The 22,164-nt window shown below is 60.8% G+C and carries 17 protein-coding genes; 4 read left to right on the top strand and 13 right to left on the bottom strand.

Annotated features, from left to right (window positions below; all coding sequences use genetic code 11):
• Positions 1-26 precede the first annotated feature (26 nt).
• The 3 genes from AC3RLQ_RS20155 to AC3RLQ_RS20165 all read left to right on the top strand — a co-directional run bounded on the left by AC3RLQ_RS20155 (position 27) and on the right by AC3RLQ_RS20165 (position 3,368).
• On the top strand, positions 27-611 hold the full coding sequence (locus tag AC3RLQ_RS20155) for a hypothetical protein (RefSeq protein WP_493030439.1): 585 nt from the start codon (positions 27-29) through the stop codon (positions 609-611).
• A 111-nt stretch (positions 612-722) separates the two neighbouring features.
• Positions 723-1,475 (top strand): orotidine-5'-phosphate decarboxylase, encoded by a 753-nt coding sequence (gene pyrF, locus AC3RLQ_RS20160; RefSeq protein WP_493030440.1) that lies wholly within the window; start codon positions 723-725, stop codon positions 1,473-1,475.
• A gap of 84 nt (positions 1,476-1,559) precedes the next feature.
• The gene (locus tag AC3RLQ_RS20165) at positions 1,560-3,368 is read left to right on the top strand and encodes a bifunctional lysophospholipid acyltransferase family protein/GNAT family N-acetyltransferase (protein ID WP_493030441.1); all 1,809 of its coding nucleotides are present in this window, start codon (positions 1,560-1,562) and stop codon (positions 3,366-3,368) included.
• Positions 3,369-4,036: 668 nt separating this feature from the next.
• Here AC3RLQ_RS20165 and hpf read toward each other — a convergent pair.
• The 13 genes from hpf to AC3RLQ_RS20230 form a co-directional block, all read right to left on the bottom strand.
• Positions 4,037-4,645: a ribosome hibernation-promoting factor, HPF/YfiA family gene (gene hpf, locus AC3RLQ_RS20170; protein ID WP_493030442.1), complete on the bottom strand. Its 609-nt coding sequence runs from the start codon at positions 4,643-4,645 to the stop codon at positions 4,037-4,039.
• 31 nt (positions 4,646-4,676) lie between these two features.
• The gene (gene lptB / locus AC3RLQ_RS20175; RefSeq protein ID WP_493030443.1) at positions 4,677-5,525 is read right to left on the bottom strand and encodes an LPS export ABC transporter ATP-binding protein; all 849 of its coding nucleotides are present in this window, start codon (positions 5,523-5,525) and stop codon (positions 4,677-4,679) included.
• A 2-nt stretch (positions 5,526-5,527) separates the two neighbouring features.
• Positions 5,528-6,535 (bottom strand): LptA/OstA family protein, encoded by a 1,008-nt coding sequence (locus AC3RLQ_RS20180; protein ID WP_493030444.1) that lies wholly within the window; start codon positions 6,533-6,535, stop codon positions 5,528-5,530.
• A 1-nt stretch (position 6,536) separates the two neighbouring features.
• Positions 6,537-7,076 (bottom strand): hypothetical protein, encoded by a 540-nt coding sequence (locus tag AC3RLQ_RS20185; RefSeq protein ID WP_493030445.1) that lies wholly within the window; start codon positions 7,074-7,076, stop codon positions 6,537-6,539.
• Positions 7,063-7,899 carry a 3-deoxy-8-phosphooctulonate synthase gene (gene kdsA, locus AC3RLQ_RS20190; protein WP_493030446.1) on the bottom strand — a complete coding sequence of 279 codons (837 nt, stop codon included), beginning with the start codon at positions 7,897-7,899 and terminating at the stop codon, positions 7,063-7,065. Before kdsA ends, AC3RLQ_RS20185 begins: the two co-directional genes overlap by 14 nt.
• Before the next feature lie 132 nt (positions 7,900-8,031).
• Positions 8,032-8,883 carry a transglutaminase family protein gene (locus AC3RLQ_RS20195; protein ID WP_493030447.1) on the bottom strand — a complete coding sequence of 284 codons (852 nt, stop codon included), beginning with the start codon at positions 8,881-8,883 and terminating at the stop codon, positions 8,032-8,034.
• A 30-nt stretch (positions 8,884-8,913) separates the two neighbouring features.
• Positions 8,914-9,978: an alpha-E domain-containing protein gene (locus AC3RLQ_RS20200; RefSeq protein WP_493030448.1), complete on the bottom strand. Its 1,065-nt coding sequence runs from the start codon at positions 9,976-9,978 to the stop codon at positions 8,914-8,916.
• A gap of 9 nt (positions 9,979-9,987) precedes the next feature.
• The gene (locus AC3RLQ_RS20205; protein ID WP_461527592.1) at positions 9,988-11,466 is read right to left on the bottom strand and encodes a circularly permuted type 2 ATP-grasp protein; all 1,479 of its coding nucleotides are present in this window, start codon (positions 11,464-11,466) and stop codon (positions 9,988-9,990) included.
• A 75-nt stretch (positions 11,467-11,541) separates the two neighbouring features.
• Positions 11,542-12,420, bottom strand: coding sequence for a transglutaminase family protein (locus tag AC3RLQ_RS20210; protein WP_493030449.1), 879 nt, complete (start codon positions 12,418-12,420; stop codon positions 11,542-11,544).
• Complete coding sequence (locus tag AC3RLQ_RS20215; RefSeq protein WP_493030450.1) at positions 12,420-14,948, bottom strand: circularly permuted type 2 ATP-grasp protein; 2,529 nt, start codon at positions 14,946-14,948, stop codon at positions 12,420-12,422. The genes AC3RLQ_RS20210 and AC3RLQ_RS20215 overlap by 1 nt, the downstream gene beginning before the upstream one ends.
• Before the next feature lie 144 nt (positions 14,949-15,092).
• The gene (locus AC3RLQ_RS20220; protein WP_493030451.1) at positions 15,093-15,533 is read right to left on the bottom strand and encodes a PIN domain-containing protein; all 441 of its coding nucleotides are present in this window, start codon (positions 15,531-15,533) and stop codon (positions 15,093-15,095) included.
• Positions 15,526-15,741, bottom strand: coding sequence for a hypothetical protein (locus AC3RLQ_RS20225; protein ID WP_461527596.1), 216 nt, complete (start codon positions 15,739-15,741; stop codon positions 15,526-15,528). The genes AC3RLQ_RS20220 and AC3RLQ_RS20225 overlap by 8 nt, the downstream gene beginning before the upstream one ends.
• A gap of 45 nt (positions 15,742-15,786) precedes the next feature.
• Positions 15,787-19,179, bottom strand: a complete 3,393-nt coding sequence (locus AC3RLQ_RS20230) for a transglutaminase family protein (protein WP_493030452.1) — start codon at positions 19,177-19,179, stop codon at positions 15,787-15,789.
• A 263-nt stretch (positions 19,180-19,442) separates the two neighbouring features.
• Between AC3RLQ_RS20230 and AC3RLQ_RS20235 the strand changes: the two genes are divergently transcribed.
• Entirely contained in the window at positions 19,443-22,115 is a 2,673-nt protein-coding gene (locus AC3RLQ_RS20235; RefSeq protein ID WP_493030453.1) for an autotransporter-associated beta strand repeat-containing protein, read from the top strand.
• Positions 22,116-22,164: the final 49 nt, after the last annotated feature.

Consider the following 22,164-nt stretch of genomic DNA (forward strand, 5'->3'; position numbering starts at 1 on the left):
TGCCACCGCCACCTAGAGTGCCTCCTATGATTTCAGCATTCAACCGCAGCCAGGTCATCTGGGGAGTATTCGGTCTGGCGGGCAGCGTGGTGTGTTATGTGCTGGCGTGGCTTTTCTTCGAGCAGGGCGCGACGATGGTTCTAGACTCATGCGCCTTGTCCACGAGGGCCGCTCCATGGACAGCCCTGCTGGGGTTGGCCTGCATTTCCTTCAGCGGGTGGCGAACTTGGAAAAAGGGCGAGGGATTCCAAAGCTACTCGGAGTCGGCCTTTTATCATGATTTTGGCGGAGGCGCAGAAACGGCAGGCACTCACCGCGGAGCCCAGATGACGGGACTGGCTTATGCGCTGAGCCAGGTGTTCCTGGCTGGACCGCTGCTGCTGCTGAGGAGCCTGCATCGCTTGCGGAATCTCGTCCCGGATGAGGCCAGACTGGAACAGAAGCTTGTGCATTTGCTGGCCATGCTGCAAGCGGCGAACAAGTGGCAGGGGCCCTCGGATTACCCAGGGCAGGAACGAGAGGTCTTGCTGCTGAACTTGATGAAGAAGATCGATTACAGCCGCCACAATGGAAACGTTCGCTTCAAAGTCAGGACTTTTGAGGGAATTTAGTTTTGATCGGCGGCTCCCCAGGCTTGAGCTCGTCAAGCCGCCCGTTTTGGCCACAGTGATCGTTTACCAAGGCCCTTGCTCGACGCCTCAGGCTGTGCCAAGCCATTTGCCATGACTTTTCTCGACAAACTGAATCAGCGCATCGCCAAGACTGGATCCAATCTCTGCGTGGGGCTGGATGTGCGGGCGGAAAATGCGGAGGAATCGACGAAGCGGTGGATTCTGGATGTGATCGAGCAGACGGCGCCGTATGCGGCGGCGTTCAAGCCGAACTCGGCCTACTTTGAGGCGCTGGGCTGGCGCGGGATGAAGATGCTGGAGGAGATTTTGAAAGAGATCCCGAAGGAGATCCCGGTGGTGCTGGATGTGAAGCGCGGGGACATCGGTGAGACGCAGGGTTATTACGCCAAGGCCTGTTTTGAGGCGATGAACGTGGATGCGGTGACGCTGAACGCCTACATGGGCCGCGACACGCTGGAGCCGTTTTTGAAATACACGGACAAGGGGCTGTACCTGCTGGGGGTGACCTCGAATCCGGGTGCGAAGGACATTGAGCTGCAGCCCACGGGTGACCGCCAGGTGTATGAACTGGTGGCCGCGATGACCGCCGGGCATCCGCAGGCGGGCCTGGTGGTGGGTTTGACGAATGCGGCACCGGATGTGCTGGACCACATCCCCGATGTGCCGCTGCTGATTCCGGGTCTGGGCGCCCAGGGGGGTGATCTGGCGGCGCTGAAAGGCAGCGGGCGGAAAGCGCCGCTGCTGGTGAATGTGTCGCGGGGGGTTTTGTATCAAAAAGATGAACTGACCTTTGCCGCCCGAGCGGAGTTCTGGATGAGTCAAATCCAGAATGCACTCAACTGAATTTTTCATTTTTAAGAATGGCAAAATCGAAACGCGGATGGCGCTTGATTGAAGCGCATTCGAGAGGATGGGTGGACCGTTCTCATGGTTATCGATCTTAGCGAGCATCTCAAAACCCCATTTCAGCGACGGATCTACCGCCTGGTCGGCCCTACCTTGGAAAAGGCGCTGGGGCTGCGCGGTTTCAATGAATGCTACGAGGAGTCTGCGCGGCTGTTCAAGCTGCACCCGCAACACCCGAACGCCTTCGCGTGGTTTGATTCTGTGGCGCATTCGCTGAGTCTGCAGGAAGAAGTGGATCTGCCGGCTGAGTTTGAGTTTCCGAAACAGGGGCCGCTGATCATCGTGGCGAATCATCCGTTTGGGGTCATTGACCCCGTGATGCTGGCCCGCTGGGCGGGGCAGTTCCGGCCGGATCTGAAGGTGATGACCAATTCCCTGCTGCTGGCCATGAAGGAACTGGCAGATCATGTCATTCCAGTGGACCCCTTTGGCGGAGAAGGTGCTGCGAAGCGCAACCTGGCGCCGATGAAGGAGGCGATCCGGCTGCTGCGCGGCGGCGGTGCGCTGATCATTTTTCCGGCTGGTGAAGTGGCCTCCTACAAACCTGGACGCGGCATCGATGAACCCGCCTGGAGCAACCATGTGGGATCGCTGGTGCGCCGCACGCAGGCGACCGTGCTGCCGGTGTATTTCCCCGGCTCCAACAGCGCCTTGTTTCATGCCGCCGGAATGATCCACCCGCGCCTGCGCACGGGCCTGCTGCTGCGTGAATTTTGCAACCGCGCGAACACGCCGGTGCAGATGAACGTGGGGCAGCCCATCCCCTATTCACGCCTGAAGAAATTTGAGGATGATGAATCCCTCACGCGCTACCTGCGCATCCATACGTTCGTGCTGCATCAGCGTGGCCACGAGGAGAGCGCCAAACTGACGGTGACGGGTGAAAACATCACGATCACTCCACCCTCTGAAACCCAGCAGGAACATATGGTGGAAGAAATCGACCGCATCCGTGCACGTGGCGGACGCCTGGTGGGACAGGGCGGTTTGTCCGTCTATCAGGCGCACTCGCATGAGATCCCGGCGCTGCTGCCAGAGATCGGGCGACTGCGCGAGATCACCTTCCGAGAAGTCGGCGAGGGAAGCGGCAATGACATCGACATCGACAAGTACGACCGCTACTACGAGCACCTCATTCTGTGGGATGAGGAGAAGGAATGTGTGGCAGGGGCCTACCGGCTGGGGCGTGCTGACATCATTCTGCGCGAGTATGGATCCAAAGGTCTGTACACCAGCACGCTGTTCCGGTTTGAAAAGCCGTTCCTGGCGAATCTGGAGCATGCGGTGGAGATGGGGCGCAGCTTCATCATCAAGGCCTACCAGCGCAATCTGGCCTCCCTGCCGCTGCTGTGGAAGGGCATCGCGCACTGGATCGCGCGGAATCCGCATTACAAAAAGCTGTTTGGCCCGGTGAGCATCAGCAAGGACTACAGCAGCCTGTCGCGGAAGATGATCGTGGAGTTCCTGCAGGACAACCGGATGCACCCGCATCTGTCGAGTTTTGTGAAGGCGCGCAATCCTTTCCGGTACATGCGCACGCGCCGAATGATGCGTGAGTTCATCAGTGCGGATCTGCAAAACGTGGACGACTGCTCGGCGCTGATCTCCAGCCTGGAGACAGATGGCAAGGGCATCCCGATTCTGCTGAAGCACTACCTGAAGCTGAACGCGACGCTGCTGAGCTTCAACGTGGACAAGGATTTCTCGTCGGTGGTGGATGGCCTGATCATGGTCGATTTCACGGAGACGGATGCGCGTCTGCTGGCCAAGTACATGGGCGAGGAAAACTGCCGGCAGTATCTGGCAAGGCACAAAAAAGAAGCGGCCTGAATTCAGGCCGCTCCGTGGGTGAGTTGGTTTGTCCGAAGGTATCAATGGTGAACTTGGGAGGGTGTGGCAACGCGCGCCAATCACTGTGTCGGGGATGCGGGATGGCGCTGCTGGTGGACGCGGCGAGTGAAGAAAGTCATGGGTTTGCTTTCCCATTTGGTGGGAGCCAACCCAGGGTCGCCTCGCTGAGGCTCGGCTGACCCTGGGCTGTAATCCGCAGCCCCTTCAGGGCTGGTGTAAAGCGGAACGGGATGACGAAAGAGAGCAGCACCGTGGCGAGGAATGGCGGAACTCCAGGCCTAATGAAAGCAGCGAGAAACATCATTCACTGAGGACAGCAAGCCAGGTCTTTTTTTCAATGCTTCATGGTATGTAATGCTATTGGTGCATTCTAAATTATTTTATAGCCTCATGACTCCTCACATCGTGAGGACACAAAGCTAATCCCCTCACCCCGACCCTCTCCCCCAAGGAAAGTGATTAGCTGTCGTCGTGCGTCAGGGGCGGGGAGAGGGAGAACCGCTTTGGCTGCCCTGGATTTATCCGACACAAAACTATTTAAAACGCTTTAACTATTTCTGCTGTCCGAGCACATGGGGCGGAGCCATAAAAAAGAAGCGGCCTGAATTCAGGCCGCTCCGTGGGTGAGTTAATTGACTGTTTTTGCCTTACTTGGCAGCGCCGTTGGAGGCGGCTTCCATTTCGGGCTCGATGAGGCCGTAGTCGCCGTCCTTGCGACGGAACAGGAGTGCGAGCTTGTGGGTCTTTTGATTGTGGAAGATCACGAAGGGACGCTCGCTGATTTCGAGATCCATGATGGCTTCGTCGGCATAGAGAGGACGGATTTTGTACTTTTCCTTGTGCACGTAGGCGGGCTCAATGTGCTCGTCCTCGGTGTGCAGCACTTCCTGATGGAAGACCTGCTCCTCGATGTGGCGGATGGAGACTTCCTTGCGCGGGCGGTGGTTTTTGAGCAGGCGGGTCTTGTACTTGCGCATGCGCCGCGCGATCTTGGCAGCGCTTTCGTCGATCGAAGCATAGATGTCTTCGGTGACGGACTTCACTTCAATGACGATGTGGTCGGCGCAGAAAAGGATGATTTCCGCGATGTGGCGGTGATGGTTCTGCACGTCGAGCACGACCTTGGCCTCAATGATGCGGGGGTAATCAAGGTGGAGTCCTTCGATCTTCTTGTGGGCGTAATCGCGGATCGCATCGGTGACTTCCATGTGTCGTGCGGTGACGATGATGGGGAGGTTGACGTTGTGTTTTTGCATGGTGGTTCTCCTTTTTTGGTTGGACTAAAAATTACATGGTGAACCCTTCGCCCAGATAGAGGCGACGGGCTTCATCGTCATTGACGAGAAAGTCTTTGCTGCCGTGGCGGCGCACCCTGCCCTCAAAGATGAGGTAGGCGCGGTCCACGATGTTGAGGGTTTCACGGACGTTGTGGTCGGTGATGAGAATGGCGAGGCCGGCGCTGCGGAGCATGCGGATGATCTCCTGGATCTCGCTGACGGCGATGGGATCAACGCCGCTGAAGGGCTCGTCGAGCATGAGCAGCTTCGGCGAGGTGACGAGGGAGCGGGCGATGGTGAGGCGGCGCTTTTCACCACCGCTGAGGGTGATGGCGAGATTGTCCGCCACATGATCGATGCCGAACTTTTCCATCAGGGACTGTGTCTGCTCCTCGCGCTCCTGGCGCGTGTAGGGCTGAGTCTCCATGACGCCCATGATGTTTTCACGCACGGTAAGGCGGCGGAAGATGGACTCCTCCTGCGGGAGGTAGCCCATGCCGAGCCGGGAGCGCATGTACATCGGCTGATTGGTGGTGTCCTTGCCATCGAACATCACCTTGCCGCCGTTGGGCTGCACGAGGCCGACGATCATGTAGAAGGTGGTGGTTTTGCCAGCACCGTTCGGGCCGAGCAGGCCGACGATCTCGCCGCTTTTGACTTCGATGTCGACGCCGTTGACCACGGCGCGGCCATCGTAGACTTTTTTCAATCCTTCGGTGTGCAGGAGGGTGTTCTCGTCTGGAATGATGGGCCTTGGCGTACCCGCATCAGGCGCGGTCTGCCAGGATTCTGCAGGTTCTGAGGCGGGCAGGGATTCCCGGCCACCAGCATCCTTCATTCTTTTCTTTCGCGGAGCCATGTTCACTGCGGTGCGGGTGCGGGCGAATTCGAGCCACTCCTACGAGGCGTCACTTCATCTCCCTGAAGGATGATGGTCTCATGGCCACCGGTGGTGGTCAGCTTGCCAGTCTTGTCGATGACCATGATGCAGCCTGCTTCAGTGGCCTTGTGGAGCTGATTGCCAGCCTGCACCTGCGGCCATTCGAGGAGGGTGGTCTGCTCGGTTTTGCCGTCGTAAATGAGGTGCTTGCAGTGGCCGATCTGGAGTTCGCCATCCTCTGAGATTTTCTCGATGGTGACCATGGGGCCGCGGGCATCGGCCTTGTCGATGGGGGGGGCGGTGTTGGCGGCTTTTTTGGGAGCGGCGAGGATGTCCGCATCTTTGGCCGCTGGGCCGACCTTTTTGGGCTTGGGGGCGCCGAGGACGCTGCCGCCTTGCTTGGCCATGAAGAGTTCCAATTCCTCGCACTCGATGTACATCTGAGGATGGCGCGCCTTCACGTCGCCAGTATAGATGCCATAATTGTTATTGGCATCAAAGAACGCACTTTTTTGAGCGGTGATATCGATCTGGCCTTTGGTGGCTTTGGGGGCCTCGTCCAGGTTCAAGGGCTGCAAAGGTTTGGGCTGCGGGCCCGAGGGTGGTGGAGGAGGCGTTTCAACGACCGCCACCATGGGGGCTGGTGCTGGGGCAGAAGCAGGTGGGGTATCTGCGGCGGCGGGGGGCGTAGCCGCTGCCGGGCTGGAAGCGGTGCCCTGGCCTTGGATCATCGACTGGGCAGCCTGCAACGCCTTCTGGCGCATTTCAGCGCTGTCGGGTGAGAGGAGCAGTTCCTTGGCCTTGTCCTTCACGGCATCGGGCACCTGTTTGACGGCGTCCTTGGCGGCATCGATCGCCTTGGCCTTGGTGTCTTCATCGACCTTCTTTTTGCGGAAATCAAAGAGGGGGCGTGTGCCGCCGGGGCCTTGAGCCAACGCGCCAACGCTGCTGACCAGCAGGGCAATGTACAGTATGGACGACGTCTTCATATCACTTGGAGGGGCGTGATTCAGCGGGGGGTGGTACCTCGCCGCTGAGAGTGCTGCTGTCAAAGATGACCATGTGGATGTTTCCTGTCATCCGTCCCTGATTTTTTGCGGTGTCAAAGATGAGGCTGTCACCTTCAATGTCGAAGGTGGGACTGCTGACGTGGCTGCGCTCCGTGCTGCGCAGGATGCCGCCGCTGGCTGCCATCTGATAAAAAGCAGTCTTGAGATCGATGCGGACGTCGTTTTTCGGATCGGGATTGAACATCTGGACCACGAGGTTTTCCGCGTAGATGCGTTCGTCATCCACCCGGCGGAGCATGTCTGCGGTGATGAGCGAGGTGCGACGGCCGGTGGAGTCGAAGGAGGGGATGAACGCGCCCTTGTTCACGGCTCCGGGCGGGACCATCTGCAAGAAAGCGCTGATGCCGGAGTCCGCCGGCGCCGACTGCTGGGCGGTGGCGAACATGACGAGGCCCGCCAGCACGCCGAGCGTGATGGATACCGCGAGTCTGCGGTGGTAGAGCAGCTCAAGTGATGTCACGAACGAGGCCATGAATCTTCCGCAAGGTTTCCACCACTTCAGCGATCTGCGAAAGCGGGATTTGATTGGGGCCGTCTGAAAAGGCGTTGGCAGGATCCGGGTGCGTTTCCATGAACACGCCGTCGCATCCTGTGGCGACGGCGGCGCGGGCGAGCACGGGGGCCAGCTTGCCATCACCGCCGGTGGCGGTGCCAAGACCGCCGGGGCGCTGCACACTGTGCGTCGCGTCCATCACCACACGATATCCGAGCTCCCTCATCCAGTAGAGAGATCGCATGTCAGCGACGAGGTTGTTGTAACCAAAGGTGGTGCCGCGCTCGGTGAACATGAAATTCTGGCAGCCGGCACTGACCAGCTTGTCAGCGATATTACGCACGTCCCACGGGGCGAGGAACTGGCCCTTTTTGACATTCACTGCGCGGCCGGTTTCGCCGGCAGCGACGATCAGATCTGTCTGGCGGCAGAGAAAGGCGGGGATTTGCAGGAGGTCGATGTGTTCCGCAGCCTGCCGGGCTTCCTCGACACTGTGGATGTCTGTCGTGACGGGTACGCCGAGTTTTCCGCCGATCTGGGCCAGGAGTTTGCAGCCGGCCTCGCAGCCGAGGCCGCGGTAGGAGGAAATGGCGCTGCGGTTGGCCTTGTCGTAGGAGGCTTTGAAAATCCAGCGCCAGCCGTACTGCTGCGCCATGGCACCGAGTTTTTCGGCCACGCTCCAGATGAATTCTTCGCTCTCGATCACGCAAGGACCGAGCATCAGGACCGGTTCCGTGCCATCCATCGACACAGACCCTATTTTCACCACCGGAAGAGAGAACAACCCCATAAAAACTTAATATTGATTCTGGGAGCCTCGCTCCTGAATCGGTTTTGAAGTTTTCCAACCCCGTTGCGCGGCCCGCTATGGCAGAAATGTAGCGGGCGGGGTTGGAAAGACAACGGAAGATTCTCGCAGACGTCAGCCGTCGAGGCGTCTGACTTCGAGCTCAACCTGAAGGGCCGCCGTGGCTCCGGGAGGACCATCGAAGTGACCGGAGACGGGGGCGGCGTCCTGGTAATCACGGCCGGTGGCGATTTTGATGTGGCGTTCGTCGGCCAGGGTGTCGTTAGTGGGGTCCAGGCCGAACCAGCCTTTGCCGGGAATGTGGACCTCACACCAGGCGTGGGAGGCCTGGGCGCCGCGCAAGTGGGAGTCGGGGCCGTTGTAGAGATAACCGCTGATGTAACGGGCCGGAATGCCGAGGGAGCGGCAGATGCCGATCATGAGATGAGTGAAGTCCTGGCAGACGCCTTGTTTCTTCTCCAGCACCTCATTCATGTGCGTGGAGGCGGTGGTGCTGCTGGGAGCGTAGGTCCACTCGCGGAAGATGTGGTGCATCACGGCCTCGGCGGTTTCAAAAACGTCGTTGCTGTCGTTGCGGATGTCGATGCCGAGCCGCCAGACTTCGGGTGTAACTTCCACGTAGCGGCTGGTGCCCAAAAAAGGGGAGACCATTTCGTCGGTCTCAGTTTTGAGTGCTTCAAAGCGAACGCCGAGGGGTTTGCCGTCCTTGTAGGGATTGGTGGTGTTGATCGTCGATTGGGACTCGATGATCAGATCTTTATGCGGCTCTGGAATGTCGAAGTAGTGAACGTAGTTGAGCCAGTTGTCCCGGAAGTGCTGGAGCCGGGCAGGCGGCTTGACGTTGAGCAGGAAGAATTCGAGGCGTGATTTGTCGTCCGTGACGGGACGCAAACGCACTTCGTTGTAGCTGTCACGAACCGCAGCACGATAGACGTAGCGGGTACGGTGGAAGACGCGGAATCGCATGGCGAGCAGCAGGGGATGCCAACGATATTTTTACTGTTGTTGTTGCTGCTGCTGTTGCTGGACCTGGAGATCTTCGTCGGCGTGGGCGTGGTAGGCACCTGGGGCGATGCTTTCCACGGGGGCATCGTCGTCGCTGAGTTGCGAGAGTTCGGCGTGCTGTACGAAGGTCTGGAAGATGGCCTCGCCGATCTGATTCAGGCGAAGCTGAAGATCGTCGATGTATTCATGCAGGCCGGTGGCGAGCACTTCTTCAACGGTGGTGTAGGCCAGATCCGCGCGCAAACGGCCCACGTGGCGCAGAGGCAAGGGCATGCCTTTGAGACCGGCATCCGCGCAGAGTGATTTCAGGGCCGTTTCCGCTTCAGCGACGCAGCAAGCGATGGAGCGCGGGAAGGTTTCATCGAGCAGAAGGTAGGCAATGATTTTGCAGGGATCCAGGCGGCGGTGATGGGCTTGGAACGCATGCCAGGCAGAACACGAGCGCAGCAGGGCAGCCCAACGCAGAGGGCGGGCCTGCGCATGGGGCGGGAGTTCGAGGGACAGGCCGGAGCAGGTGTCCAGCAGGCGGGACATTTTGTCCGCACGCTCCAGGCAGGTGCCGAGGCGGAGGAAGTGCCAGATCTCACCGCGTGGGGTGGTGGAATCGGCGATGCCCTGGAACTGATAAGAACCGCGGAGGACGCGCTCGTAAAAGGCGGCGCTCTGGGTGCGATGCATGGCCTTGCCTTCGGCGGATTCGACGAAGAGCCGCAGGGAGTTCAGCGACTCCCAGATCTCATCGGAGATCTGATCCCGCACGGTGCGCGCGTTTTCACGGGCGGCCCGGATGCTGTTGAGCATCGAATTGGGATTGTCAGAACGCACGGCGAGGAATTCGGTGACGTCCTTGCCTTTGATTTTTTTATGCAGCTTGGAATAAGCCTCTTCATCGCCGGTGGTGGCGAGGAGGGGCTGCCAGAACTGCGCTTCATCGACGCCTTCGGCTCCGGCGTCCAGCAGGAGGTCCTGCGTGGAAAGGAGGAGGCGTGAGAGGTTTTCGGCACGCTCAACGTAGCGTGCCATCCAGTAAATGCTGTCTGCGACTCGGCTAAGCATGGCGTTTGATCAGGCGGCGGGTGGGGTTTCGGCAGGCATGTCGAGGGGATCATCCCAGAGCACCCAGGTGTCTTTGCTGCCGCCTCCTTGAGACGAATTGACGACGAGCGAGCCTTTTTTCAGCGCCACGCGGGTGAGACCGCCGGGGACGACGCGAACGCGGTCGCCACAGAGCACATAGGGGCGCAGGTCGATGTGACGGCCTTCAAAATGATCATCCACAAAGACGGGATGGCGGGAGAGCTGGAGAACGGGCTGCGCGATGTAGTTGCGCGGGTTCTTCTTGATGCGCTCGGCGAATTCGGCGCGCTCTTTTTTGGAAGCATGAGGCCCCATGAGCATGCCGTAGCCGCCGGATTCGTTCACGGCCTTGACCACGAGCTTGTCGAGGTTATCGAGGATGTAAGAGCACTCCTTTTCATCCACGCCGAGATGGGTGGGCACGTTCGGCAGGATGGGATCCTGATCGAGGTAGTATTTGATCATCTTCGGCACGAGGGCGTAGACCGCCTTGTCATCGGCGACACCGGTGCCGATGGAGTTGGCGAGGGCGACGTGGCCTTTGCGATAGGCATTGATGATGCCCGGCACACCGAGGAGGGAGTCTTTGCGGAAGACCTGGGGGTCGAGGAAGTCGTCGTCGATGCGGCGATAGATGACGTGCACCTGCTCCAGGCCTTTGGTGGTGCGCATGAAGACGCGGTCATTGCGAAGGATGAGATCGCGGCCTTCGACGATGGGCACGCCCATCTGCTTGGCGAGGTAGCAGTGCTCAAAGTAGGCGCTGTTGTAGATGCCGGGAGTGAGGACGACGATGGCAGGATCCAAGACGCCGCTGGGGGCGAGGTGGGCGAGCGTCTCCCGCAGCATGGAGCCGTAGGCATCCACCGGGCGCACGGGGAGCTGCTGCAGCAGGCCGGGGAAGGCGCGCTTCATCGCATTGCGATTTTCCAGCATGTAGGAGGCGCCGGAAGGGCAGCGGCCGTTGTCTTCGAGGACGTAGTAGTCGCCCTTGCCATCGCGCACGAGATCGGTGCCGCAGATGTGGATGTAGATGCCGTGCGGTACTTTGATGCCGCGGAACTCAGGCCGGTAATGCGAGGCGGAGAGGACCAGCTCGGCAGGGACCGCCTTGTCCGTGATGATCTTCTGACCGTGGTAGATGTCATTGAGGAAGAGATTCAGCGCGGTGATGCGCTGGATGAGCCCGGCCTCAATGGTCTCCCATTCACGCTGCGGTATGATGCGCGGCATGAGATCGAAGGGAAATATTCGTTCCGTCCCTTGGTCGTCACCATAAACAGTGAACGTCACGCCCTGGCGGAGGAACGCGGCATCCACGGCCTTTTGGCGAGCGGAGTATTCGGATGGAGTGAGTGAACCTACACTATCAAGCATGGCTCCGTAGTGCGGACGTGCCTTCCCGGATTTGGAAAACACTTCGTCGAAGAAGCCCTCTGGTTGGTAGTCGTTAAACAGTGACGACATGAGGTGATATAATATAGCAGGGCCTGTGCCAGAGTTTGGGAGTCTTTGAAAATGGCATCGGCTGGAGGGTCTTGGTCAGGTTCCCACCGGCTCGACATCCACGCCTACGCCGACGGTGTGCCTGCCACCGCCAGTAATGATGCCACGCACGGGGCTGACATCCGAGAAATCACGACCGATGGCCACGGTGATGTGGTCGAGGGAAGTGAAGCAGTTGTTGGTGGGGTCGAAATCGACCCAGCCAAATCCGGGTACAAAGCAGGAGGCCCAGGCATGCGAGGCATCGACCCCCTGAAGCCGTGGTTTGCCTGCGGGCGGATGCGTGCGCAGGTAGCCGCTGATGTAGCGTGCAGGCAGGCCCATGGCGCGGAGGCTGGCGATGGCGAGATGGGCGAAGTCCTGGCAGACACCGCGTTTTTTCTCCAGCACTTCGTTCAGCGGGGTGCTGATGGTGGTGGCCTTCGGATCAAACACAAACTCACGATAGATGCGGCGGCAGAGATCGGCGGTGGCAGCGAGCACGGGGCGGCCTTTGGTGAAACTGGGCAGTGCGAAATCACGCAGCGGCATTTCATGGATCAACAGCGGACTGCCGAAGACGAACTGGCAGGGGTCCAGGAGATCCACGGCCACGGGGTCACGGAACATCGCGGCAACGCTTTCCCAGGGCGGTGTCTGCAGGGGATCGGGCTGCAGCACAGGCGTCAAAGAGACGAGGCTGCGCGAGATCACTTCAAACTGCTTGTGGAGCTTCTGCACTGAGAAGCAGGAAACCAGATTGCCAAAGGAATCGGTATGCTCCGTGAGCAGATCGGGTTCCGGGTCAAAGCTGAGGCTGAACTCCAGGCAGCGCTGGGTTTCGGTATCGCGCGGGCGCAGACGCGCGGCATGGTGAGACACGACCACCCGCGAGCTGTAGACGTACGTCGTGCGATGAGTGATGCGGTAGTTCATCACGTGGACAGTGTGTCAGCAGGCACATCATCGCTGCTGCTGATGGTGGAATGCGCGAAATAACCGGCGGTGAGCGCGTCATTGAGGACCGGCATGGCCTCGATGAGCTGGGTGAGCAGCTTGGCCACCTGGGTCTGCGACCAGGCTCCTGGCTCGACACGGGCGAGCTCGGTGGGATCACACAACTGCAAGCGGGTGCTGTTTTCCAAAAACACACGCATCGCCGGCGTGAGAACCGCGGAGTTTTGCTCGTGAGGCAGATGCTTGAACTGCTGGCGGATGCGCTCGAACTGGAAACGCAGGCCGCGAGGATTCAGGTCGTCGAGCATGAGCAGGTCATACACGGCGGCGAGCTGAGGAAGAAGGCTGTAGCGGTTGCGGTAGGTGATGGTGCTGTCACCCACCTCGAGAATGGCCTCCAGCAGGCTGGGGTTTTCTGCGTCGGCGCTGCGGAGTCCGGCGCGCAGAAGCTCGCAAATGTAGACGGTGCGCTCAATGCGGTGGCCGATGTCGAGGAACATCCAGCCCTGGGCACGGGTCATGTTTTCCTTTGCCAGGCCGTGGAAGGAGGCGAGTTCGAGGATGATGCGGGTGAGGACGTTCAGCGCGTCCGACATGGGTGTGACGCTCGGCGTGTTGTCGTAAGCGTCGAGCGCATCGCCAAGCTGGCTGATGACGCGCCAGGTATCGACTGAAATGCGGTCACGCAGCAAGACGCCAATGCGCTGGATGTGCGCCACGCAGGAACGGATGCTGGTGGGGTGATTGGCATCAAAGACGGCCTCCAGCAGCCGGGCTTCAAGCTGCTCCTGCTGGGAGGCGAGCGAGGCGGCATCCGGGACATCATCCAGAACGGTGAGACTCTTCAATGCTTCCAGCAAGGGAAGGAGGAGCGGTGTTTCGCTCATGCCGCTTTCCGGAGAGCAGCGCAGGAGGGTGGAGCGCAGCAGGCGGGCGCTGGATTCAGCGCGTTCGGCGTAGCGACCGAGCCAGTAGAGATGATTCGCCACACGACTGCCGAGATTGTGGCCGGTGCGGCGGAGCTCCACCGGAGTGCTGGTGCTGGAAAGCAGCGTGACGTTTTCCACCGGCCCTTCACTGAGCACCCAGGTGTCCTTGCTGGTGCCGCCCTTCTGCATGGACACCAGGGGGGAATCCATGGAGGCGGCCACGCGCGTGAGTGCGCCGGGCATGACCATGTAGCCGTCCTTGGTGGCGACAAGATAGACGCGAATGCTCACGGGCTTGTGCACGAGGTGGCCGTCCTCCCACACCGGAGCGGTGGAGAAGGCGATCTTTTCCTGCGCCGCCCAGCGGTCCGGGGCAAAGCGCATTCGTTCGGCGAGGGAAGCGCGCTCGGCACCGCTGAGGCGTCCGCCAAAGCAGGCCTCGCGTCCGCGCACGCGGAAGGCGCTCTTGATGACCAGACGGTCGAGGTTTTTTTCCACCTCACCACGTGGGCGTTCCTGTCCGCACCACCAGGTGGCGACCGAGGGCATGAGCAGCTCGGAGCCCAGTAGTTTGCGGCACAAACCGGGGAGGAAGGCCATCATGGCCGGGGCTTCAGCGAGACCGGAGCCGAGGGCGTTTCCCAAGGACACATTGCCGGCACGCACGGCGCGCACGAGGCCGGGAACGCCGAGCATGGAGTCGTTGCGCAGTTCCAGCGGATCGCAGAAATCGTCATCCACACGGCGTAGAATCACATCCACCGGCTCCAGGCCGTTGAGAGTCTTCAAAAAGACGCGGTCATCGCGCACGGTGAGGTCTTCGCCTTCCACCAAGGTGTAGCCGAGGTAGCGGGCCAGATAGGCCTGCTCGAAGTAGGTTTCGTTGTAGGGCCCGGGGGTCAGCAGCACGACGCGGGGCTCCTCCACTGGGCGTGGCGCGAGGGCGGCAAGGGACTGCTGCATCTGGCGGAAGAACCCGGCGAGACGGCGCACGCGGGCATCACGAAACACGTCTGGCAGCAATCGCGACGTGATCAGGCGGTTTTCCAAGGCGTAGCCGGAACCGGTCGGGATCTGGGTGCGGTCGGAGATGACCCACCACTGACCGTCGGGCGAGCGGGCGAGGTCCGCACCGTACACTTGGAGTGGCTTGGCGTTTGGCAGCTTGATGCCGTGGCAGGGGCGAAGATAGGCGGGCTGGCCAAGCACGAGCGCCGCAGGCATGCTGCCCTCACGGATCAACTGCTGCGGACCGTAGCTGTCGTTCAAAATCGCGTTCAGCAGGGTGGCGCGCTGGATCAGCGCCTTCTCAATGCCCTCCCATTCGCGAGCCGAAATGACAAACGGCACCGGGTCCATCTTCCAGGGGGTGTCGAGGCCTTTGTCGTCGTAGATGTTGAAGGTGACGCCACGCTCCGCCAGCAGGCGGCGGGTGGTGTCTGCCAAGCGTTTGACGCCGGCGGTATCCCGGCGGTGGAGATCGGCGATGATCGGCTCGTAATGCGGGCGCACTTTGCCGCTGACATCCCGCAGTTCATCGTAATGCCCCCGGGTCTCAGGACCATCCAAGCGCGACATCACCGCCCGTTGTGGAACGGGAGCAGCAGCGGTGGAGCTTTGGGATTGAAAGATCAATGCGAGGTTGGAGGTAGCTGGAGGGATTGTGGTGACAGTAGGAATCGATCCCGCCTATGCATCCCATTTGTCGGAAGAACGCAATGTTTATGCCATAAATGGGCATGTTGGGTTCTTCATTTGGGGGGGAAGCATCTTCTGCTTCATCGAACCGGCCAATGCCAGGAACTCCGGGTCTTTGTGAATGAGTGTGGCATCCAGGCTCTTTGCCAGTGAAGCGACGAAAGCATCCGCAAAAGAAATCTTGTGCGCAGCTTTGAGTTTTGCCGCAGCAGAGCACACGGCAGGATCCGAATGATGCCAGTTCACCGGCCATGCCTCGAGAATACCAATCGCCCGTGCGGCGTCTTCTTCCCCACGTTCTTGCAGAGTGATGTATTCGACTTCCGTCAGCGTCACGAACGATCCGTGGACTGCCACACCGCCAGCCCTGGCTTCGAAAAGATGCTTTTCGACGACATCGGCTCCGCCTTCATCCTCCAGCAGGGCAAAACAGGCTGAAGTGTCCAGCACGATGGCTTCAGGCACGGCGGCGCTCCTCCTGACGATGTTTCATCAGGGCGTCGTTCAACCTGCTGCCAGCGAACATCCCCCGCGCTGAGCGAATGGGGTCTCTATTCGTCGTAACAGCCGCAGCCGCATGCACCCAAAGCATCACATGATCACAGACCTCCTGCTGCTCCTCAGGGGGCAGCGCCTGGATCTGGTTCAGGATGGCCTGACTGCGTGAACTCATGCCTGAATCTAGGCTGCGGGGTATGTGGCGTCAACGTCCAGCCTGTCAGCCATTGCGCAGGTCCAGAGTGAAGGGGAACTCGGGATTTGGCCTGGCTGGCTCCACCTTCATCTTTCCGGGGGTGTGACCGTGGCGGAAGAAGCGGGCGTAGCGGCGGCTTTCGGCTTCGTAAGCGTTCACCGGGAAGGTTTCGTGGCTCAGACCACCGGGATGGGCGACATGATACCTGCAACCACCCAGGGAGCGCTGATTCCACTGATCAACGAGGTCAATCGTGAGGGGTGAGTGGACGCCCACGGTGGGGTGCAGGCAGTTTGGCGGCTGCCAGGCGCGATAGCGAACTCCGGCGACGTATTCGCCGTTGGTGCCGGTGGGATGCATCGGCACGGTGCGGCCGTTGCAGGTGATGGCGTAACGGCCTTCCACGAGCCCCTGCGCCTTGATTTGGATGCGTTCGAGCGAGGAATCGACGAAGCGCACGGCACCACCGGCACCGTTGTCCTCACCGAGCACGTGCCAGGGCTCCAGCGCCTGGCGGATTTCCACGTTCACGTTGCGCGTGGCCCAGTCGCCGCTGAGCGGGTAGCGGAACTCGTAATGCGGGGCGAACCACTCGGGTTTCAGTTCGAACCCGGCCTGCTGTGTGTCATGGCAGACGTCCTCGATGTCGCTCCAGGCGAAGTGAGGCAGCATCCAGCGGTCATGGATGTCGGTGCCCCAGCGCACGAGCGGCGCCTCATAGGGCTCTTTCCAGAAGCGGGCGATGAGGGTGCGGAGCATGAGCGCCTGAGCGAGGCTCATGTGCGGGTGGGGCGGCATTTCAAACCCGCGCATTTCGAGCAGGCCGAGGCGGCCGGTGCTGCTGTCTGGCGAGTAGAGTTTATCGATGCAGAACTCGGCGCGGTGGGTGTTGCCGCTGGAGTCGATGAAGAGGTTGCGGTACAACCGGTCCACCAACCATGGAGGCACCTCTCCGCCCTTTGCCATGGCCTCAGATGCGGCCTTGAAGGCCACTTCGAGTTCGTAGAGCGAGTCGTTGCGCGCTTCATCAATACGCGGGCTCTGGCTGGTGGGGCCGATGAACATGCCGGCGAACATGAACGAGAGCGACGGATGATTCTGCCAGTAGCTGGTGAGGCTGCGCAGGAGATCGGGCCGCCGCAGGAAGGGGCTGTCCTTGGGCGTTTCCGCGCCCATGACGATGTGATTGCCACCGCCGGTGCCGGTGTGGCGACCATCGACCATGAATTTCTCGGTGCCCAAGCGGGTGAGACGGGCCTCTTCGTAGAGCGATTCGGTGATGTTCACCATTTCATCCCAGCTCTTGGCGGGGTGCACGTTCACTTCAATCACGCCCGGGTCGGGGGTGACTTTGAGGACGTGGAGACGCGGGTCATAGGGAGGCGGATAGCCTTCGATGACGACGGGCTGATCCAGTGCCAGCGCCACATCCTCCACGGCCCCCAGAGCGGAGAGGTATTCCTCCAGCGTCTTGGTGGGGGGCATGAAGATGAAGAGCTTGCCATCACGCGGCTGCACGCAGAGGGCGGTGCGCACGACCTGATCGGCGGATTGTCCCACGGCAGGCGGCTGGGCGGCTGGGTCAATCCCCTGCTGGTCTTCCTCGCCGTGTTCTTCGTTCAACCCTTCCTCACCCACAGGGCCAGGGCGCTGCGCGAGTTTTTTCCAGAAGGAGGGCGGCACGCCGGCAATGCCACGCACAAACTGCTGCCGCGAGGGCAGCGGATCGCGGTCTTGCATGGGATCCTGCTCGTGATGATAGGGATAGTCGGTGGTCTTGACCCAGGGCTGGGAATCGAGCGGGAGACGCAGGCCGATGGGTGAATCCCCCGGCACGAGGTAGCAGCGCTCGGCACGAAGGAACCACGGACCGGTTTGCCAGCCATTGTCCACGGGTTTGATCGGCAGCACGTGGCCGATGATTTTGTCGAGACCTTCCTCGAACACCTTGGCGAGGCGAGTGCGCTCCTCCTTGTCTTTGAGGTTGGATTTGAGCGGATCGACGTTCACCGGCAGCTTGCGCTCGCGCCAGAGGTAGTAGAAGGCGTCTTCATACGTCGGCATGATCCATTTGGTGCTGCAGCCGATGCGCTCTGCCAGCGCGTGGATGAAGCGTGCGGAGTGGGTCTCGTTCACGCCGTAGTCCGTCTGCATGTCGGCATACAGATGAGGGTGAGCCCACAAGGGCTGGCCGTCCTTGCGCCAATGGCAGCCATAGGACCAGCGCGGGAGGGATTCGCCGGGGTACCATTTGCCCTGGCCGTAGTGCAGAAAGGCCCCGGGGGCGAAGCGGTCGCGCAGGCGTTTGAGGAGGATGTCCGAGAGCTTGGCCTTCATGGGCCCCACGGCGGCGGTGTTCCACTCGGCCCCTTCGGCGTCGTCGATGGAGACGAAGGTGGGCTCGCCACCCATGGTCAGGCGTACATCGTTGGCTTCCAGCTCTTTATCCAAGGCATGGCCCAGAGCTTCGATCTCCGCCCACTGCTCCTCGGTGTAGGGCTTGGTGACGCGGGGTGACTCGTAAATGCGATCCACCTTCATCTCGAACTCGAACTCCGTTTCGCAAGGCTCAGCCATGCCGCTGATGGGTGCGGCGCTCCCCGGGTCTGGTGTGGCGGCGAGAGGGATGTGCCCCTCCCCGGCGAAGAGGCCGGAGGTGGGATCAAGGCCGACCCAGCCAGCGCCGGGCAGGTAGACCTCACACCAGGCGTGGAGGTCGGTGAAGTCCACCTCGGTGCCGCTGGGGCCGTCGAGGGATTTCACGTCCGGCTTCAACTGGATGAGGTAACCGCTGACAAAGCGTGCGGCGATGCCCAGACGGCGCATGAGCTGCACCATGAGCCATGAGGTGTCACGGCAGGAACCGGTGCGCTTGGTCAGGGTTTCATCGGGAGTTTGAACTCCCGGCTCCATGCGGACGGTGTAACCGATGTCCTTCCAGAGGCGCTGATTGATGGTAACAAGGGCGTCAATCGTGCGCGGCGGCCAGGGTTTCATGGCGAGGAGCTCGCTCTCGACCTGGGTGAAGTATTCCGCGAATTTGGGCGTGAGTTCGCCGCACTTCAGGAAGGGGGCCAGCTCATGGTCCAGCGTGGCATCGTAGTCGAAGGGGAAATTTTCAGCCTCAGGCTCCAGGAAGAAGTCGAAGGGATTGAACACCGCCATCTCCACCACGACGTCCACCACGACGCTGAATTCCTTGGTTTTCTCCGGGACGACCACCCGGGCGAGGAAGTTTGACTGGGGGTCCTGCTGCCAGTTCAGGAAATGCTTTTCCGGGGTGATTTTGAGCGAGTAGCTCAGGATGCGTGAGCGGGAATGCGGAGCTGGGCGCAACCGGATGACCTGCGGGCCCAGCTCGATGGGTCGCTCGTAACGGTAGCTGGTGCGATGGTGAAGGGCGACGTGGATGGACATGCGAAAAGGTTGGGGGGGGGGCGGACGGGAACTCAATGCCCGCAGGGGTGTGTTTAGCAAGTTCATGGCCAATCTTGCTTTTGGGCAGTTGAAAAACGCTACGCACGAGGTTTGGGCATCCGTGACAGGCGGAGGAGCCGATTTGTGCTCCAGTGGGTTTCCAACGATTCCGGCGCTTCGCTGTCTCATCCCCCCCTTCCCCACGAATGTCTCGACTGAAAATCCTTTGTCTCTCCCTGTCCGTGCTTCTTTTTGGAGTCCTGGTGCCGCATTCTGCCCATGGGGCCACGTTCGTCTGGGATGTGAACACAGGAACGAATGGTGCGCAAGACGGCGGCGGCACCTGGGTGGCTGCTGGCAGCAACTGGTTTGATGAGACGAACAACCAGCAGAATCAGACGTGGTCCAACTCAGCGGGGAACACTGCGGCTTTCGGTGCAGGTGGCGCAGGCGGGACGGTCACCGTTTCCGGCACAGTGAACACCAACGGGCTGATCTTCCGCGCTGTCACCCCGACCTCATACACCTTCACGGGTGGCATGATCGCGCTGGCGGACGGCTCCGCCATCACCCTGCAGGACGGCTCCAGCTCGCTGAGCTCGCGTCTGACCTTCAATTCGACTCTCAGTGGCAATAACATCACGCTGCAAAAAGCGGCGGGCGCTTTTGCCCTCGTCACCATTGGCAGTGCTTCCACGCTGTCCGGCACGTTTTCACTCACTTCGGCGGATGCGAACGGGCTCTTTGTGCAGGTGAACAACCTGAACTCACTGCCTTCTGCCACGCTGACGGGGGTGAATGTTGGCACGAACAGCACGCTGGTGCTCGCCGCCACTGGGAACTGGCAGGTGCCGTTCACGATTGCGGGGACTGGCGCTGGTGGCCGTGGGGCGCTCCGTTTGGACGTCAACAACATCACGCTTTCGGGAGGCCTGACGCTGGCGGGGAGCGCGCTGATCACGCAAAACATCAGCGCCGTGACCTCGATCATCAGTTCGAACATTGGCGAGTCCGTCGTCGGCAGCGCCTTGAGTTTCGGCACGCAGGGCGGCAGCACTGGAACGATCGCGCTGTCAGGGAACAACACTTTCACGGGCGGCATTTCCATTGATGTGACGAACGTGCGGATCGACAGCGCAGGGGCGCTGAATTCCACGGCCCCCAACCGTGTGACCTTTGCCAACACCTCCGTGGTGAAAAACCTCTCGCTGAACGGGAACTCGATCACCATCGCCTCGCTGGTTTCCACGGCGGGGCTGGGTGCCAGCACGGTGCGCAATGCAAGCGCCACGGCAGCCACCCTGACGATCAGCTCCACCACGGACGCTGTGTTTGCCGGCACGCTGGCGGATGGCAGCGGCGGCGGGGCACTTTCCGTGATCAAAACGGGCACCTTCACCCAGAGCCTGAGTGGCACCAACACCTTCACCGGCGGGCTGACACTGAATCAGGGTGGGCTGAATCTGAACAGCGCCACGGCGCTGGGTGCCACGGCGAGCACTTTCACCCTCAATGGCGGGACTTTGGGCAACAGCAGCGGTGCGGCTGTGGCGATCGCCAACGGCAACGCCATTGTGATCAACGCGGATTTCAGCGCGGGCCTGACCAACGCCCTCGATCTGGGCAGCGGTGCCGTGAGCCTGGGAACGGCAGCGGGAACGGCGCGCACCGTTACGGTCACGACAGGCACCCTCACTTTGAGCGGGAACATCTCTGATGGCACCACGGCCACAGGGATCATCAAAGCGGGGGCTGGCACCCTGGCGCTGAGCGGCACCAGCACGTTTACCGGCCTGCTTACCGTGAGCGCGGGAAATTTGCTGGTGCGCAGCAATGGTGCGCTGGGTGGCACAGGCAATGGTGTTTTGTTTACCGCCACCTCCTTGAGTCGACTTCAGCTGGACAACAACATCACCGTGACGGGGGAGTCTGTGATCACCCCCTACATCGAAAACGTGGGTGGGAACAACACCTGGGCGGGGACAGTGCGCGCCACTACGAACGCCCCACTGACGCTGGATGTGGCGGCAGGCAGCAGCCTGCTGATCAAGGGGGATGTAAACGCCGCCTCCACGGACAATACCATCCATACCTTCACCCTAACAGGCTCTGGCACCGGGGAAATCCAAGGCGTGCTGTCGAATACGCTCACCGTCAACAAAACGGGGACGGGCACCTGGATTTACAGCGGGGCAAACTCATACAGCAGTGCGACCAATGTCAACGCGGGTATGCTGCAAGTGGGCAAGGCGGGCGTGGGCCAGACCGGGACCGGCGCAGTGACCGTGGCGGCGAATGCCAGCCTCTCGGGCACGGGGGTGGTGCAGGGCAGCAGCTTCACTCTGAGCGCCAACGCCAACCTGTATGCAGGAGATGGCACGACGACGACCGACCACGGCACGCTGACCTTCACACCGGTGTCCACCGCGAGCTACAGCCTGGCCTCCGGCTCCAAAACCTTCCTGGACATCACCACGGCCACCACTAATGACGGAAACTTCGGCGGATTTGCCATTGGCAGCGCTGGATACAACGCCTGGGTGGATGGTGTCAGCGGTGTGGGCGGACATGACCGGTTGGTGTTTAACGGCGCCAGTGGCACCCTGACTGTGGCAGGCAACATCAGCGTGCTTGCCAGCGGCTACACTCCGCATGCGGGGGATGTTTTCAATCTGGTGGACTGGGCGACGGTGCTGACGACTGATTTCAGCGGCTTTTCAGTGGGTACCAATCTGCGCGATGGCAGCGGTGACAATGGCAGCCAGTTTGACCTGCCGGACATCAGCGGCAGCGGTTTGTTCTGGGATGTGAGCCGCTTTACGACGTCTGGAAATATCGTGGTGGTGCCTGAACCTGGGCGCATGAGCCTGCTGTTCTTCAGCCTTGGCGGTCTTGCGCTGCGCCGACGTCGCTCAAGGCAGGTCAAAATGGGCTGACGGGGTAGAAAGCTGCCACAAGAGGGCTGGGAGAGCAGGAAAGGGCTGC

This window comes from Prosthecobacter sp. GW821-HT29F12 (assembly GCF_058803405.1).